Below are 17,847 nucleotides of genomic sequence, written 5' to 3'. Positions count from 1 at the left end.
CGAAGGAAGTCGCTGATATCCGAAAGCACATGAGGACGGTGGCAATAAAAAGGCTTTTTCTTCAAGCTGAGGCTAATTTGATTAGCATTACTTGAGGTTACCAAAAAATCTTAGCATACGATGCTAGGATTTTTTCTTTTTGAAAAATATGAATAATTTATACAGAAAAATAAATTTTTTTACGAATAAAAAAGGAGAGGTGAAAAAATGAATAACTTTGAATTATTTACATTAAAAAAAGCAGGATTGACGAATCTGCAAATCCATAAGGTATTGGCGACTCAAGATAGTCATAAAAAATCATTATCGCTTAAATCAATAGCTCTTTACTCCACGTGTAAAAATCCTGTCATATTCATCGAAAAATATAAACAGCTGGATCTCAAAAGATGTCGAGAGGAGTTTAATCGCTTTCCTTCTTTTTCCATTTTAGATGAGATTTATCCATTAGAGCTAAAACAGATGTATAACCCACCGGTTTTGCTGTTTTATCAGGGAGATCTTAGTTTGTTGGAACATCCTAAACTTGGAGTAGTTGGAGCCCGTTCAGCAAGTTCAATGGGTACTCAGTCAATCAAAAAAATCATCAGCGAATTGAACAACCGTTTTGTCATTGTCAGTGGTTTAGCTAGGGGAATTGATACAGCAGCGCACATGGCTACTTTAAAAAATGGTGGTAAGACAATAGCTGTTATCGGATCGGGGCTAGCGGTCCATTATCCGAAAGAAAATGCCGTTTTACAGCGTTATCTTGCACGCGAACACTTACTGCTTACCGAATATGCTGCAGATACGCCACCCTTAAAATATCATTTTCCTGAGCGTAATCGGATTATTGCAGGTTTGTCACAAGGAATTGTCGTAGCAGAAGCAAAAATGAGGTCAGGAAGCTTGATTACCTGTGAGAGAGCTTTAGAAGAAGGACGAGATGTTTTTGCTATTCCAGGATCTATTTTGGACGGAAAAACTGCTGGTTGTCATCATTTGATTCAAGAGGGTGCAAAGTGCATTACATCAGGCCTTGATGTCCTTTCCGAGTATCAAATTTAAAATGCGTTTTCCTATAGGAAAAGAAATATCTTGACACTTACCTAAAAATAGTATATTCTTTTTGAAGCTATGCAAGTTTAGAATATGGTAAAGGTAAGAATATGGTAACAACAAAGAAGAAAGCAACGACTAAGAAAAATCTCGTCATCGTGGAATCGCCTGCAAAGGCTAAAACGATTGAAAAATATCTCGGACGAAATTATAAGGTAGTTGCCTCAGTCGGACATATTCGCGATTTAAAAAAATCAAGTATGTCGATTGATTTTGAAAATAATTATGAACCAGAGTATATCAATATCCGTGGAAAAGGTCCGCTAATCAATGACCTAAAAAAAGAAGCTAAAAAGGCCAAACAAGTTTTTCTCGCAAGTGACCCGGATCGTGAAGGAGAAGCAATTTCTTGGCATTTGGCTCATATTTTAGGTTTAGACGAGCAGGACAAAAATCGTGTCGTATTCAACGAAATTACAAAAGATGCAGTCAAAAATGCTTTTAAAGAGCCACGAACGATTAATCATGATTTGGTGGATGCCCAGCAAGCACGTCGTGTTCTAGATCGTATCGTGGGGTATTCTATTTCTCCTATTCTATGGAAGAAGGTTAAGAAGGGCCTATCTGCGGGGCGTGTACAATCCGTAGCCCTAAAACTAATTATTGACCGTGAAAATGAGATTAGAAATTTCAAACCGGAAGAATATTGGACAATTGATGCAACCTTTAAAAAAGGAACTAAAAAATTTCAAGCCAGTTTCTATGGTGTAGATGATAAGAAACTGAAACTCGAAACAAATGAACAGGTAAAAGAAGTCTTGGCACGTATTAAGGGAGAAGATTTCTTAGTTGAAAAAGTTGATCGAAAAGAACGCAAACGCAACGCACCATTGCCATATACCACTTCAACAATGCAAATGGATGCAGCTAACAAAATCAATTTTCGGACACGGAAGACCATGATGGTTGCGCAGCAATTATATGAAGGAGTTAGCCTTGGAACCGGTGGAACGCAAGGTTTAATTACCTATATGCGTACCGATTCAACTCGAATCAGTCCAGTCGCTCAGGCACAGGCAGCAGATTTTATTACAGAACGTTTTGGTACCAAGTATTCTAAGCACGGTAGCAAAGTCAAAAATGCGTCTGGTGCCCAGGATGCACATGAGGCTATTCGTCCTTCTAATGTTCAATTAACTCCGGAATCAATTGCCAAATATTTGGATAAGGATCAGTTGCGACTCTATACCCTTATCTGGAATCGCTTTGTAGCAAGTCAAATGACAGCAGCTATCTTTGATACCATGAGTGTACGGCTCGCCCAAAATGGTGTGTTATTCGCCGCAAATGGTAGTCAAGTAAAATTTGACGGATATATGGCTGTTTACAATGACTCAGATAAGAGCAAAATGTTGCCAGATATGACAGTTGGCGACACAGTTCAACGTGTCTTGACCAAGCCAGAACAGCATTTTACTCAGCCTCCTGCTCGTTATTCGGAAGCGACCTTGATTAAAACGTTAGAAGAAAATGGAGTGGGTCGTCCCTCAACCTATGCTCCAACTATCGATACGATTCAGAAACGTTATTATGTCAAATTAGCGGCCAAGCGATTTGAACCAACAGAATTGGGTGAAATTGTCAATCGTTTGATTGTCGAATTTTTCCCAGATATTGTCAATGTTACCTTTACAGCTGAGATGGAACAAAAGCTAGATGACGTTGAAATTGGTAAAGAACAGTGGCAGAAGATTATTGATAGTTTCTACCAGCCGTTTAAGGTTGAACTAGCCAAGGCTGAAACGGAAATTGAAAAAATTCAAATCAAGGATGAGCCGGCTGGCTTTGATTGTGATGTTTGTGGTCACGAAATGGTGATTAAATTAGGGCGTTTTGGCAAATTCTATGCTTGTAGTAATTTTCCTGATTGCCGTAATACCAAACAAATTACAAAAGAAATTGGCGTAATCTGCCCAGTATGCGACAAAGGTCAGGTCATTGAACGTAAAAGCAAGCGCAATCGTGTTTTTTATGGCTGTGATCGCTATCCAGAATGCGAATTTACTTCCTGGGATAAGCCGATTGGGCGCGATTGTCCAAAATGCCAACATTATCTTGTTGAGAAGAAGGTACGCGGTGGCGGCAAGCAAGTAATCTGTCCAAATGGTGATTACGAAGAAAAGAAGATTAAATAAGAAGGAACCGCTAAATCGTAAAAATGGGTCAATGATTAAAACTAAGAACTGATCATCTACCTTACAGGTTCTTCTTAAAAGATTACCTTGTCTGCCATAGGTGGAATCCTATGGTAGATTTTTTTGATTTCATCATTTGATCAAACATATTGCTTATTCTATTTAATTGGTCTTTGATCGAATTTATGTTATGATAAACAAGTATCAAATTAGAAAGGTTCAGGTGTGGGTAGCCCCCACATCTGGGAAATGAATGGTAGCATAATCTCCTTTTCCATTCATTTTTAGAGGTATTAGTCTATTGTCTCAATCCTATATTACAGTCATTGGAGCTGGTTTAGCTGGCTCTGAAGCGGCTTATCAAATTGCAAAACAGGGAATTCCTGTCAAACTTTATGAAATGCGGGGCGTAAAAGCAACACCCCAACATAAGACAGATCACTTTGCAGAATTGGTTTGTTCTAATTCTCTGCGTGGCGATAGCTTGACCAATGCAGTCGGTCTCTTAAAAGAGGAAATGCGCCGTTTGGATTCGATTATTATGAAAGCAGCGGAACAGACCCGCGTCCCAGCTGGAGGTGCTTTGGCTGTTGACCGAGAAGGTTTTTCACAAATGGTGACAGATGAGTTGCACCAACATCCTCTGATTGAAGTTATTCGTGAAGAAATCACAGAATTGCCAAGCGAAGGAATTACCGTCATTGCGACAGGACCTCTGACCAGTGATGCCTTGGCAGAGAAAATTCACGCCTTCAATGGTGGAGCTGGTTTCTATTTCTATGATGCAGCAGCACCGATTGTTGATGTCAATACGATTGATATGGACAAGGTCTATCTAAAATCCCGCTATGACAAGGGAGAAGCTGCCTATCTTAACGCTCCAATGACCAAGGAACAGTTTATGGCCTTTCACGATGCTCTTGTCAATGCCGAGGAAGCGCCTCTTAATTCCTTTGAAAAAGAAAAGTATTTTGAAGGGTGTATGCCGATTGAGGTCATGGCAAAACGCGGTGTGAAAACCATGCTCTATGGACCAATGAAACCAGTTGGACTGGAATATCCAGAAGATTATACCGGTCCACGTGATGGAGAATTTAAAACACCCTATGCTGTCGTTCAACTACGTCAGGACAATGCCGCAGGCAGCTTGTATAATATTGTCGGCTTCCAAACTCATCTGAAATGGGGCGAGCAAAAGCGGGTCTTCCAAATGATTCCAGGACTTGAAAACGCTGAATTTGTTCGCTATGGGGTGATGCACCGCAATTCCTACATGGATTCGCCCAATCTTTTGACGCAAACTTTTCGTTCTAAGAAAAATCCGCAGCTCTTCTTTGCTGGTCAAATGACAGGGGTTGAAGGCTATGTTGAGTCTGCGGCGTCTGGCCTCGTAGCCGGTATCAACGCAGCTCGCTTGTTCAAAAATGAAGAAGAAATCATCTTCCCTGAAACTACTGCAATCGGCAGTTTACCGCACTATGTCACTCATGCAGATAGCAAGCATTTCCAACCGATGAATGTTAATTTTGGCATTATCAAAGAGTTGGATGGTCCTCGCATTCGTGATAAAAAAGAACGCTATGAGAAAATCGCTGAACGTGCCTTGACAGACTTGAGCCAGTGTATGGAGCATTTATCTTAGGTTAGAAAGCTAGGTTTTCCTGGCTTTTTATACTATACTCCCTTATAATCAATTAAAATCAACGTTAGCATTTTAGGATACTTTCTTAAATAGTGCGGTCGCAAGCAACCTTATATTTCCGACCTCTAACAGTCCAGTGGACTGTTAAAGCAATCTTGAGCCTAAGGTCTCAAAAATGCATGCCTAGCAACTACTTTGCTGTTACTAATCATTCCACTATTTTGAATATATGCCTTTGGCTCACTTCGTTCAATCCATTTTCTTGAAGAGTAGATATTTATAAGAAAAAATAGTTATTTCAGAATGTAGACAAACCTCACAATTCAGAAAAACATTATAATGATATTTAAATTTCTGTAGTTTTAAGGTTAGAAAATTTGCGAGCGTAGTGAGCACAATACCGGCACCTTCGCCGTGCTAAAAGTGACAGAAAACGTTATTAAATGAACGTTTTCTGTCACTCGGCATCTTCGAGACCTTAGACTCGAAGATGAATCATGGAATTCCGAAGGAAGTCGCTGATGTCCGAAAGCACATGAGGATGGTGGCAATAAAAAGACTTTTTCTTCAAGCTGATGCAACACCAGCATTTAAGGGAGTATAGGTATGGAGTACTAAGAATGGAAGGCAATCATTCTTGCTAAGTAAGGACTTACGAAATCCAAAACGGTAGAACAAATTTGCCAGAGCTTGAATGGATTGCAGGCACAATGTCAACCCTATATTGATGTTGGATTTAAAATACGTCTTTCGGAACAAGAGTTTACAGCTGAGGTGTGGATGGAAAAATTGGGTCGAGAGCATTTTCATCCAATTCCGTTGAAAAGACTATGAGGAACAGCTTTTAGAAAAAATAAAAATTTTTCTTGACAAAGTTTTGGCTTTAGGATAAAATTAAAAACGGTTACAATGTTATTACAGATGTAAGCATGATGTAGCTGAATCTTATAATATTATAAAAATGGATGTTATCGCTTTATTGCGAGCAGGAACCTATTTATACGATGCTTTTTTGCGTACGATAAATAAGTTCCTTTTTGTTTTTAGGGAAACACTTTATGATCATAAAACGAATTTTAAACCATAATGCAGTTATTGCGACGAATAAAAAAGATGTTGACATTCTGTTATTTGGTAAGGGAATTGCCTTTTCAAAAAAAGTTGGCGATACGGTAGAAGTAGATGCGATTGAAAAAAGTTTTCTATTGAAAAATAGGGATAATATGACTCGGTTCACAGAATTGTTTATCAATGTACCGCTAGAGCTAGTCTATGTGTGCGAGAAGATTATCAATCTTGGAAAAATCAAATTAGGGAATAATTTTGACGAGATTATTTATATTAATTTAACTGACCATATTCAATCTAGCATTGAACGACACAAGGAAGGGATTGTTATTGCAAATCCTCTAAAATGGGAAATTGCCAAATATTATCCTGAAGAATATAAGGTTGGAAAGCAGGCGTTAGAGATTATCAAAAAAGAAGCCAAGATAGAGTTGGCTGAAGACGAAGCTGCTTTCATTGCTCTTCATTTTGTGAATGCGAATCTGGAGAATAATTTTCAAGAATCGTACAAGATTACCGAAATTATCATGAATATTGAGCAAATTGTGAAAAACTTTTATGTCACAGAATTTGACCAAGAATCGATTGAATACTATCGCTTTATTACCCATATCAAACTTTTTGCCCACCGCTTATTAGCGCATGAATATTATCAAGAAGATGACGATGATGATTTGCTTGCTTTAATGCGGAAGAAATATCCTAAAGAATATGACTGTGGAGAAGAAGTTGCTCGCTATATTCAGAAAGAGTATGATTACCGTCTGAGTTCGAGTGAATTGCTCTATTTAACTGCACATATTCGAAGACTAACTAAGAATCTGTACTAGAATAAAGGAGAACATGATGAAATATAAAGATACTGCTGAAGCTATTTTAAAAGCAGTCGGAGGAGAAGCAAATGTTGCGAGTGCAACTCACTGTGTCACTCGACTACGCCTTGTTTTAAAAGATGAAGAACTGGTTTCGGATGCGGTTGTTAAAAACATTCCTAATGTCATGGGTGTGATGCGTAAAAACGGCCAGTACCAAGTGATTTTGGGAAATGATGTAGCTAACTATTATCAAGCCTTTGTAAAATTGGGGAACTTTGGTGGCGAACAGCCTGTTTCTACCGAAAAGAAAGGATCTGTTTTCGGTAACATTATTGAGTATATTGCCGGATCCATGACTCCTTTAATTCCAGCAATGCTGGGTGGCGGAATGCTTAAGGTTCTTGTGATTATTCTCCCAATGTTGGGATTGTTGTCTGCTGATTCACAAACAATTTCCTTTTTGAGTATCTTTGGTGATGCGCCCTACTATTTCATGCCGATCTTCCTAGCATTTTCAGCTTCGAAAAAGCTCAATGTTACACCAATTTTAGCGATGTCTGTAGCAGGAATTTTGCTTCATCCAAATTTTGTACAAATGGTAGCAGATGCGAATCCTATGGCTCTCTTTGGTGCTCCAGTTACACCAGCTAATTACGGATCATCTGTTATTCCAATTCTCATTATGGTTTGGTTGATGAAATATATTGAAACAGCGGTTAATAAAGTTGTACCAGCTGTGACCAAAAGTTTCTTACAACCAACGATTGTCTTACTTATTTCAGGTTTTATTGCCTTAGTTGTAGTTGGTCCTATTGGAGTGATTGTAGGAGAAGGACTATCTACCCTCATTCAGCAAATGTATGGAACAGCAGGTTGGTTGACCTTGGCAATTTTAGGGGCTATCATGCCATTTATCGTTATGACAGGAATGCATTGGGCCTTTGCTCCGATTTTCCTAGCAGCTTCTGTAGCAACACCTGATGTACTCATTTTACCAGCTATGCTTGGAGCTAACCTGGCTCAAGGAGCAGCTTCTATGGCAGTAGCCCTAAAAAGTAAAAATCCAAATACCAAACAAGTCGCTTTTGCAGCAGGTTTTTCAGCTCTTTTAGCCGGAATTACAGAACCAGCTCTTTATGGGGTTACCTTGAAATACAAGAAACCAATTTATGCAGCGATGATTGGTGGTGGTGTTGCAGGATTGTTTGCTGGAATTGTCGGAATAAAATCTTTCTTGTTTGCAGTACCATCTTTGATTGCCTTACCACAATTTATCAATGCTGATCAGCCAGCCAACTTTACAAATGCCTTGATTGCAACAGCTTTAAGTGTTGTTATCACTTTCATTATTGCTTACATTTTGGGTATTGATGAGGAAGTACAGCCATCTGCTTTGGAAAATGTTCCAACAGGTGTGTCAAACAAAAAAAAGATTGCTTCGCCTTTAAAAGGAACCCTTCTTCCACTTGAACAAGTTAATGATGAAACCTTTGCAGGTAAATTACTCGGTGAGGGGATTGCTATTGTCCCTTCAAATGGAAAAGTCGTTTCCCCTATTGATGGAGTGATTGCCTCTGTCTTTCCTTCTAAACATGCCATTGGGTTGATTAGCCAGGACGGAGTAGAAGTACTAATCCATGTCGGATTAGAGACTGTTAATCTAAACGGTGAAGGCTTTACAAGTTTTGTAAAAGAAGGGGACAAAGTGCAAAAAGGAGATGTTCTTCTTGAAGTCGATATTGCCTCGCTTATTGACAAAGGATATGATGTCACAACACCAATTATCGTAACCAATACTCAAAACTTTTTAGATGTTTTACCAATGAATGAAAAAGCAACTGTTGAGGCAGGAGAAGACATACTAGCTATTTTATAAGGAGGAAACAATGGGAGTATTTCCAGAAAATTTTCTATGGGGTGGCGCATTAGCTGCTAACCAAGTTGAAGGAGCTTATAACGTCGACGGAAAAGGACTTTCTGTGCAAGATGTACTACCAAATGGGGGTCTTGGAGCTTGGACAGAGTCTCCTACTCCAGATAATTTAAAACTTGACGGTATCGATTTTTATCATCGCTACAAGGAAGACATCGCTCTAATGGCAGAAATGGGATTTAAGGTCTTTCGGACATCTATTTCGTGGAGCCGTATTTTTCCAAATGGAGATGAAGAAACGCCAAATGAAGCTGGTCTCCAATTTTATGATGATTTATTCGATGAACTTCATAAATATGGCATTGAACCATTGGTGACTCTGTCACATTATGAAACACCACTCTATCTTGCACGCCAGTATCACGGATGGATCAATCGAGACATGATTGGCTTGTTTGAAAAATATGCCCGCACAGTGTTTGAACGGTATAAACATAAGGTTCGTTATTGGCTTACGTTTAATGAAGTGAATTCTGTGTTAGAACTCCCATTTACCAGCGGTGGTATTGATATTCCAAAAGAGCAATTGACAAAACAGGATTTATATCAGGCAATCCACCACGAATTGGTTGCTTCTAGCTTAGTGACCAAACTAGCTCATGAAATCAATCCAGATTTTAAAGTCGGTTGTATGGTACTTGCTATGCCAGCTTATCCAATGACTTCTGACCCCAAAGATGTCTTGGCTGCTCATCAGTTTGAGAATTTGAACTATCTCTTTTCTGATATTCATGTTCGTGGAGAATACCCGAAATATGCTAACCGATTCTTCAAGGAGCATGGAATTGAGATTCAATTTGAAGAAGGGGATGCTGAACTGTTGAAAAACTATCCTGTCGATTTCTTATCTTTCAGCTATTACATGAGTATTACTGAAGCCTTTGACAAGAGCAAATATGCTTCAGGACGTGGCAATATCTTAGGTGGTTTAAGCAACCCATTTTTGGAAGCCTCTGATTGGGGTTGGCAGATTGATCCAATTGGTCTACGCTTGGTACTCAATCGTTACTATGACCGCTATCAAATTCCCTTATTCATTGTTGAAAATGGTCTGGGAGCCAAAGACGAACTAGTTGTTGGTGCAGACGGGACAATGACGGTTCTTGATGATTACCGTATTGATTATATGCACAAGCATTTAGCACAAGTAAAAGAAGCGATTTTGGATGGGGTAGAGATTATGGGCTACACATCTTGGGGCTGTATTGATTGTGTGTCGATGTCTACTGCAGAAATGTCCAAACGCTATGGTTTGATTTATGTTAATCGACATGATGATGGAAGTGGTGATTTGGAGCGATATCGGAAAAAATCATTCTTCTGGTATCGCGATGTGATTGCAAGCAATGGTGAAAACTTGTAAGACAAGTGAAACGAAGCTGAGCAGTAGATGCTTGGCTTCTTTTTGCTCTTGAGCTAGATAGAGCTGGTCTATGTTCCCTAGCAAACCCTCATCTTTACCAATGAGGATAGACAGTTTTTTAAGGAATGACAAGGGATTTTGAGGAATTTCGTTCGTTTTTTCTGACTATTTTTAAAAATAATAACTAAATTTTCTGAATATTTCATCAAAAGTATGCTATACTAGTCTTAATTGAAATGGAAATGAGAATGTGATGAATAAGTCTTACTTTTATCTTGAGATGAAAACCCACGAATTGGAGGTTCCCTATTCAAAGGAGAAGCGGCGTGTCCGTGTTTTGCTCCCCAAAAATTATGAAACCGATACGGATCAAACCTATCCTGTCGTCTACTTCCATGACGGGCAAAATGTCCTTTATAGCAAGGAGGCCTTTAGTGGGCATTCTTGGAAGGTGATTCCGACGATTAAACGCAATCCTGACATCGCCAAGATGATTGTTGTCGCTATTGACAACGACGGTTTCCAGCGCATGAACGAATATTCTGCTTGGAAATATAAAGAACTCAATATTCCCGGTGTTCAATTTGGTGGTAAGGGAACAGAATATGCTGAATTTGTCATGGAAGTAGTCAAACCCTTTATCGATAGTACCTACCGTACTAAGGCTGACAAGGCCCATACAGCCATGATTGGGTCTTCATTAGGTGGCAATATTACCCAATTTATGGGCTTGGCCTATCAAGACCAGATTGGTTGCTTGGGGGTCTTTTCATCTGCTAACTGGCTCCACCAAGAAGCTTTTGATCGCTATATTGAGCGCCAAGAGCTAGACAAGGAGCAACGTGTCTATATTTATGTAGGGACAGAAGAAGCAGATGATACTGATAAAACATTAATGGCAGGCAACATCAAGCAAGCCTATATCCACTCATCACTTTCCTATTATCGCCAGTTGATTGCGGGAGGAGTGGAATTAGACAATCTCACGCTAGAGGTTATTTCAGGTGCTATTCACAATGAAGAGGCTTGGGCAAAATACCTACCCGATTGTCTGCGATTTTTAAGTGAAAAATGGTAAGGAGATAAATAGATGCACGTAGAATTTTTAAGTCATTGGTCAGGGAATTTAGGTCGAGAGATGAATCTCAATCGCTATGGACATGCTGGTATTCCAGTCGTTGTTTTTGCTTCATCAGGCGGTTCCTATACCGAATATGCCGATTTTGGCATGATTGAGGCTTGTAAAGGATCCATTGAAGCTGGAAAAGTACAGTTTTTTACCCTAACTAGCGTTGATAAAGAGAGCTGGTTGGCAGATTGGAAGCCAATACACGATCGTGCAGAAGCGCATCGTGCTTACGAACGGTATGTGATTGAAGAAGCTATTCCTTTTATCAAACATCAGACAGACTGGTTTGAGCCAATGATGACAACTGGTTGTTCGATGGGGGCTTACCATGCCTTGAACTTCTTCTTGCAACATCCTGATGTGTTTAATAAGGTCATTGCGCTTTCTGGTGTATATGATGCCCGTTTCTTTAATGGGAACCAAGACTATGGCCAAGATGATGCCGTTTACCAAAATTCCCCTGCGGATTACATTTGGAACCAAAATGATGGTTGGTTTATTGATCGCTATCGCCAATCTGACATCATTGTCTGCTCTGGTCTTGGGGATTGGGAACAGGATGGTCTGCCAAGTTTTTACACTCTCAAAGCAGCCTTTGCCGAGAAAAATATCCCTGCCTGGTTTGATGAATGGGGAAGCGATGTGGCTCATGATTGGGTATGGTGGAGAAAGCAGATGCCTTATTTCCTACGTACACTAGATTTATAGAAAGGTGATCTTATATGAATTTCATTGTTATTTCGCCCTATTATCCTGAAAATTTTCAACCCTTTACGCTTGAATTGGCTAAAAAAGGAATCAATGTCTTGGGAATTGGTCAAGAGCCATATGAACAGTTGGGTCCTGATTTACAAGGGGCATTAACAGAGTATTTCCGTGTCGAAAATCTGGAAGATATTGAGGAAGTCAAGCGTGCAGTTGCCTTTTTATTCTATAGGCACGGACCAATTGACCGAATCGAATCCCACAATGAATATTGGCTAGAAAATGATGCAGTTTTGCGAGAGCAATTCCATGTCTTTGGTGCTAAGCCAAAACACCTGCGGAAGACCAAGTTCAAATCAAAAATGAAGAAATATTTCAAGCAAGCAGGTGTTCCAGTCGTTCCTGGTCAGGTCATAAAGACTGAAAAAGACATTGCTAGAGCAGTGAAAACAATTGGTCTTCCGATGATTGCTAAACCGGATAATGGGGTCGGTGCAGCAGCAACTTACAAATTGACCAGCCTAGCAGATGTTGATCATTTTGCAGAGCAATGGGACCATGAAACCGTCTATTTCTTTGAAAAATTCGTTCATTCAAGTGAAATTTGTACCTACGATGGCTTAATAGATGCTGAAGGAAATATTGTCTTTGAAACAACCTTTGATTACCACTATACTCCGCTTGAGCTTTTAGAAGGTCAAAAAGACAATGCTTACTACATTTTGAAAACAATCGATCCAAAACTCCAAGCCTATGGTCGTTCGATTGTCAAAACCTTTGGCATGAAAGAGCGCTTCTTCCATATTGAATTTTTCCGTGAAGGCGATGACTATATTGCGATTGAGTACAATAATCGTCCTGCAGGCGGTTTTACAGTAGACGTTTATAACTTTGCTCATTCGATTGATTTGTACCGTGATTACGCTAGTATTGTGGCAGGAGAAGAAGTAGCTGAACGTCGCTTTGCTCCTCAGTACTGTCTTGCTATTACACGTCGTGACCAAACCCAGTATCAACATAGTGAAGAGGAATTGCGTGAGCACTATGCCAATCAACTAAAAATGGAAAAACGCATGCCACGCGCCTTTGCTGCTCTCCAGGGAGATACAATCTACCTTCTCACAACGGACAGTCGAAAAGAACTTGATGATATGATTGCTTATATCAGTCAAACTCGCTCCTAAAAAGCTCGTCCTGCGCTTAGCAGGCGAGTTTTTTTATGGTATACTCTAAGAAAGAAAATGAGCGATTGCAAAATCTTATACTCTATAACAATCAACATCTGATTAGACAACGACATCAGATGTTCATTTTTGACGAATATTACAAAATTGTAAGGTAGAGTGACAAGTCTGTAAGGTAAGGCTCTATGAAACAAGAGTATAATAAAAGCATAAAAGGAAGTAGGAGAAGTACTAGTTGAAGGAGCCCAAGCAAGCACTATGAATAGCAGTCGCATACCTTCAAAGTCCTCATGTCAAGCAAGGTCATCTTTCTCCTACAAATACATACTGCAAAAGGAAAAGGAGTTTTTATGTTTTTAGAAATCAATCATTTAGAAAAAATCTATCGTACCCGTTTTTCAAAAGAAGAAACACGCGCCCTTCAAGATGTCGATTTTAAGGTCGAAGAAGGAGAATTTATTGCAATCATGGGAGAAAGTGGCTCTGGCAAGACAACCCTACTCAATATCCTGGCTACCCTTGATAAACCAAGCAATGGCAATGTTATTCTCAAAAATCAAGACATTACCAAAATCAAGGAAAGCCAACTAGCGGATTTCCGCCTGCGCAACCTCGGATTTGTCTTCCAAGATTTTAATTTATTGGATACCCTGTCAATACGTGATAATATTTTTCTGCCACTGGTATTGGCAAGAAAATCCTATCACGAAATGGAAGCACGACTAGCGCAACTTGCTCCAAGCTTACGGATCGAAGACTTGCTCAACAAGCGTCCCTTTGAACTTTCAGGTGGACAAAAGCAGCGAATAGCCATTGCCCGCAGTTTGATTACCCAACCGCAATTGATTCTTGCTGATGAGCCAACAGCAGCACTTGACTATCGTAATTCAGAAGATCTATTAACTCTCTTTGAAGAAATCAATACCGCAGGTCAAACCATTCTAATGGTAACCCATTCAGCCAATGCAGCTAGTCATGCTAGACGAGTCCTCTTTATCAAGGACGGCCGGATTTTTCATCAGCTTTATAAGGCTAATAAATCAAGTGGCGATTTCGCCAAGGAAATCTCACTCAGCATGTCTGCACTTCTAGGAGGTGAGTAAGGTATGTTCTATCTCAAATTAGCTTATGGAAATATTCAGAAATCCTTTCAAACTTTTGCGCCCTTTATTCTAGCGACTTTAGTCCTTTTCGTCCTGAATTGTTCGATTATCCTCTTGATGCTAAGTCCTATTGCAAAAACAATGGGAACAGGAGCGCTAGCGCTTGGTTTAGGTAGTGGAGTTCTTACGATTTTTTCTCTTATCATGGAAATCTATAGCTTTAATTTCCTAATGAAGCAGCGTGGTAGGGAATTTGGTTTATACAATATGCTTGGCATGAATAAGAAAAAGCTGGCCCTGATTGCAACGCTTGAATTGCTGATGATTCTTATTCTGGTCATTGTTCTAGGAAGTATCTTGAGTGTAGCATTTGCCAACCTAATGTACTTGATTTTTGTCAATCTACTCCATGGAACCAATCTGCATTTTGAAATCTCTTTCCTAGCTCTTTTCCTCAATAGCCTTATTTTCTCAGGGATATTTTTCCTTTTGGAACTCTTAACTATTTATAAAGTACAGTTCTCATCTCCTCTCATTTTATTTAAAAGTAAAGAAGAAGGTGAGAAAGAGCCAAGAGGGAATAGTCTTCTTGCCATTTTGGCCCTCATTTGTCTTGGTGTAGGGTATTATCTATCTCTTTCATCTAGTCAAGTTACGCCGATTGTCGTTTTATACAGCTTCTTTATTGCGGTTTTATTTGTCATTGCAGGAACCTATCTCTTTTATATTAGTTTTATTGCTTGGTATTTGAAACGTCGTCGCAAGCAGAAGAAGTATTTCTATACACCGGAACATTTCATCGCAACATCCCAGATGATTTTCCGTATGAAACAGCACGCAACAGGGCTTGCCAATATTACTATTCTTGCTATTATGGCCTTTGTGACGATTGCAACAACTACGTCGCTCTATACTAATATGACAAATACTATGGATGTGCTCTTTCCGAAAGAAAGTAGCATTACCTACCACGTTCAAAGCAGGCAAGAAGGAGAAGCAGTTTTTCAGAAAGCGGTGCTTGATACCTATCCGGAAAAAGCAAACGATAGTATCCGTTATCTGAGTTTTGCTGAAACGATTTCCTATGACGGTAGTAAGACCCTTCCTTTAAATAAAGAGACTCTGAATCATCCTTCTATTACTGGATTTACCACTTTGTATATTATGACCCAAGAAGATGTTCGAAAATTGGGCAATACAATTCCTGAGTTAAAAGAGCAGCAAGTTGGATTTTACTGCCCAAATCAGACCAGTCATCTGGAATCAGTTGTTCTTGGAAAAAAGACCTTTGACGTCGTAGAAGGTGTACAAAATATTCAGGTTTCTGACTTGCTAAACACCTATAATCCTGCTCTACTTATCGTCAGCAATGATCAGGTACTCCAAGAATTTGTCCAAGTCTTTAAAGAAAGTAAGGCTGAAGGAGAACAGTTGGTGAATTATCAAGTCCAGACCAATCTAAGCCGTGAGGAATTTCAAGCCTTGGTTGGCTCAACTGCTGGAAATTTCATGACAGAAGACGGTAGTCAGAGTCTGGGGTTTGTTGTCCAAAAAGAAGACTTCCAAAATGAAATACTAGGTTTTGTAGGTGGTTTCCTCTTTACAGGCTTCTTGCTTGGAATCAGCTTCTTATTGGGGGCTGCCTTGATTATCTACTATAAACAGTATTCTGAAGGGCATGAAGATAAGAAATCTTACAAGATTCTTCAAGAGGTTGGAATGAGCCAAACTGCTGTTAAAAAGACCATTAACTCTCAGGTTTTACTTGTCTTCTTTATGCCACTAGGTATGGCCATTCTCCACTTCATCGCCTCTCTTACCATGTTGAAGCAGATGTTGCTCATGTTTGGCGTAACCTCACACAGGATGATTTATACTGTAAGTGGCATAACCATTCTCCTTATCTGCCTGCTGTATTATATCATTTACAAATGGACAAGTAGGGCTTATTACCGCATTATTGAAAGATAGGCCTTGTTCATTAACAACTGGATATTAGGCGTATTCTGTATAGAATAGATTACAGAAAAAGTGGCTTTGTCGGTCACTTTTTTGATACAATAAGACTATGAACAAAGACAAAATTTATATCGTAGAAGATGATGAAACGATTGTACAGCTATTGATGAGTCATCTGAGCCAAAACTATCACGTGAAAAGTGTCCATAATTTTCGTGCAGTGAGCCAAGAAATAGCAGAATGGCAACCCGATGTGGTTCTTATGGACATCAGTCTTCCGTACTTTAATGGCTTTTATTGGACGACAGAAATTCGCAAGACCATGACCATGCCGATTATTTTTATTTCCAGTAGCGATGATGAAATGAACGCTGTCATGGCGATGAATATGGGAGGAGATGATTTTATCGCCAAACCCTTCTCCCTTCCTCTTTTGGATGCTAAAATTGCTGCCTTTTTGCGCCGCATCCAACAGTTCACACAGATTAATCATCTTATATTAGAGGGCTACCAATTAAATATGGATGGGCGTTTCAGCTACCAAGATAAGCACATCCAACTCTCACCGACGGAGACTAAAATTCTCACTACCCTTATGCAACAACAAGGCCAGGTTGTAAGCAAGGAAAAGCTACTGGAACAACTGTGGGAAAACGAGGAATTTATTGATCAAAACACCTTGAATGTCAATATGACACGTTTACGTAAAAAAGTCAGCGAACTGAGATTTGATCGCATTCATACCATTCGTGGAGTGGGGTATATTGTTCAATGATGATAAAATTTTTAAAAGAATATACTGGTTGGTACCTCGTGTATTTCATCATCGGGATCAGTATAGTAGTCCTGTTTCTTCTTTATCAACTTCCTTTTGATTTCCTCTTACAAAGTCTCTTTTTTACCAGTATCCTCCTTGCTATCTGGACCGTTTGGTTATTTTTTCATTTTAAACGAAAACAAGAAATCATTGAAAACTTTACGGGAGAAATAAAAGGAACAGAGCTCAATTTGCCATCTGATTTGGCTTATTTGGCCTTGTTAGAACGCGAGAAAGAAGCAAGTAACGCCCTCATCCTTGCCTACAAATCTCGTGAAAATGAGTGGCAGTCCGTGGTCAAAATGTGGTCTCACCAGATGAAAGTCCCCTTGGCTGCCCTCTCTTTGATGAGCCAAACAAATCAGCTTTCTCAAACTGAGGTCAATCACCAATTATTGCGACTTGACAATTATATGACAAATCTTCTCAATTACATGAAGTTGTCCAATCAGACCAGTGATTTTCGCTTTGAGATGATTGAGGTTCGAGAACTGATTGTCGACTTGGTTAAAAAGTACCGCAGTCAGTTTTTGCAAAAGGAGTTGAGTCTTGACATAAAAGGGGAATGGCAGGTAAAAAGCGATCGGAAGTGGCTATCCTTTGCCCTGTCCCAAGTGATTGATAACGCTATTAAGTACAGTCAAAATAAAAAATCCATTATCATTCATCTGGAAAATGGCGTCACGATTATCGATCAGGGGATTGGAATTTTACCAGAGGATCTTCCCCGCTTATTTGACGAAGGATTTACCGGTTACAATGGGCGTGAACATCAGAAAGCCAGTGGATTTGGTCTTTATTTGACCAAACGGGTGCTCACCCAGTTAGCTTTATCGATTGATATTAGCAGTCAAATTGATCAAGGAACTCAGGTTCGTGTTTGGAAGAAGTAG

13 protein-coding genes are annotated in these 17,847 nt (G+C 39.5%); all 13 read left to right on the top strand.

The features are described from left to right. The first annotated feature begins 207 nt into the window (after window positions 1–207). The 13 genes from dprA to J5M87_RS04935 all read left to right on the top strand — a co-directional run bounded on the left by dprA (window position 208) and on the right by J5M87_RS04935 (window position 17,847). Complete coding sequence (gene dprA / locus J5M87_RS04995) at window positions 208–1,050, top strand: DNA-processing protein DprA (protein ID WP_154607913.1); 843 nt, start codon at window positions 208–210, stop codon at window positions 1,048–1,050. Window positions 1,051–1,151: 101 nt separating this feature from the next. Continuing rightward, window positions 1,152–3,236 (top strand): type I DNA topoisomerase, encoded by a 2,085-nt coding sequence (gene topA / locus J5M87_RS04990; protein WP_154607912.1) that lies wholly within the window; start codon window positions 1,152–1,154, stop codon window positions 3,234–3,236. A 301-nt stretch (window positions 3,237–3,537) separates the two neighbouring features. After that, the gene (trmFO, locus tag J5M87_RS04985) at window positions 3,538–4,878 is read left to right on the top strand and encodes a methylenetetrahydrofolate--tRNA-(uracil(54)-C(5))-methyltransferase (FADH(2)-oxidizing) TrmFO (RefSeq protein WP_154607911.1); all 1,341 of its coding nucleotides are present in this window, start codon (window positions 3,538–3,540) and stop codon (window positions 4,876–4,878) included. A gap of 1,058 nt (window positions 4,879–5,936) precedes the next feature. Further along, entirely contained in the window at window positions 5,937–6,776 is an 840-nt protein-coding gene (gene licT / locus J5M87_RS04980; protein WP_119876635.1) for a BglG family transcription antiterminator LicT, read from the top strand. Between the two features lie 16 nt (window positions 6,777–6,792). Further along, window positions 6,793–8,637 carry a beta-glucoside-specific PTS transporter subunit IIABC gene (locus J5M87_RS04975; RefSeq protein WP_154607910.1) on the top strand — a complete coding sequence of 615 codons (1,845 nt, stop codon included), beginning with the start codon at window positions 6,793–6,795 and terminating at the stop codon, window positions 8,635–8,637. A 10-nt stretch (window positions 8,638–8,647) separates the two neighbouring features. After that, complete coding sequence (locus J5M87_RS04970) at window positions 8,648–10,057, top strand: glycoside hydrolase family 1 protein (protein ID WP_154607909.1); 1,410 nt, start codon at window positions 8,648–8,650, stop codon at window positions 10,055–10,057. Between the two features lie 253 nt (window positions 10,058–10,310). Next, window positions 10,311–11,135 carry an alpha/beta hydrolase gene (locus tag J5M87_RS04965; RefSeq protein ID WP_154607908.1) on the top strand — a complete coding sequence of 275 codons (825 nt, stop codon included), beginning with the start codon at window positions 10,311–10,313 and terminating at the stop codon, window positions 11,133–11,135. Between the two features lie 12 nt (window positions 11,136–11,147). After that, window positions 11,148–11,894, top strand: a complete 747-nt coding sequence (locus tag J5M87_RS04960; protein ID WP_154607907.1) for an esterase family protein — start codon at window positions 11,148–11,150, stop codon at window positions 11,892–11,894. A 14-nt stretch (window positions 11,895–11,908) separates the two neighbouring features. Then, complete coding sequence (locus J5M87_RS04955) at window positions 11,909–13,075, top strand: ATP-grasp domain-containing protein (RefSeq protein WP_154607906.1); 1,167 nt, start codon at window positions 11,909–11,911, stop codon at window positions 13,073–13,075. Window positions 13,076–13,425: 350 nt separating this feature from the next. Beyond that, window positions 13,426–14,178, top strand: coding sequence for an ABC transporter ATP-binding protein (locus J5M87_RS04950; RefSeq protein WP_154607905.1), 753 nt, complete (start codon window positions 13,426–13,428; stop codon window positions 14,176–14,178). 3 nt (window positions 14,179–14,181) lie between these two features. Next, entirely contained in the window at window positions 14,182–16,149 is a 1,968-nt protein-coding gene (locus J5M87_RS04945) for an ABC transporter permease (protein WP_154607904.1), read from the top strand. 97 nt (window positions 16,150–16,246) lie between these two features. Next, the gene (locus tag J5M87_RS04940) at window positions 16,247–16,912 is read left to right on the top strand and encodes a response regulator transcription factor (RefSeq protein ID WP_154607903.1); all 666 of its coding nucleotides are present in this window, start codon (window positions 16,247–16,249) and stop codon (window positions 16,910–16,912) included. Further along, the gene (locus tag J5M87_RS04935) at window positions 16,909–17,847 is read left to right on the top strand and encodes a sensor histidine kinase (RefSeq protein WP_154607902.1); all 939 of its coding nucleotides are present in this window, start codon (window positions 16,909–16,911) and stop codon (window positions 17,845–17,847) included. The genes J5M87_RS04940 and J5M87_RS04935 overlap by 4 nt, the downstream gene beginning before the upstream one ends.

Source organism: Streptococcus sp. zg-86, assembly GCF_017639855.1.
GTDB classification, from domain to species: domain Bacteria; phylum Bacillota; class Bacilli; order Lactobacillales; family Streptococcaceae; genus Streptococcus; species Streptococcus zhangguiae.
This window is presented reverse-complemented; position numbering and strand designations above follow the sequence as displayed.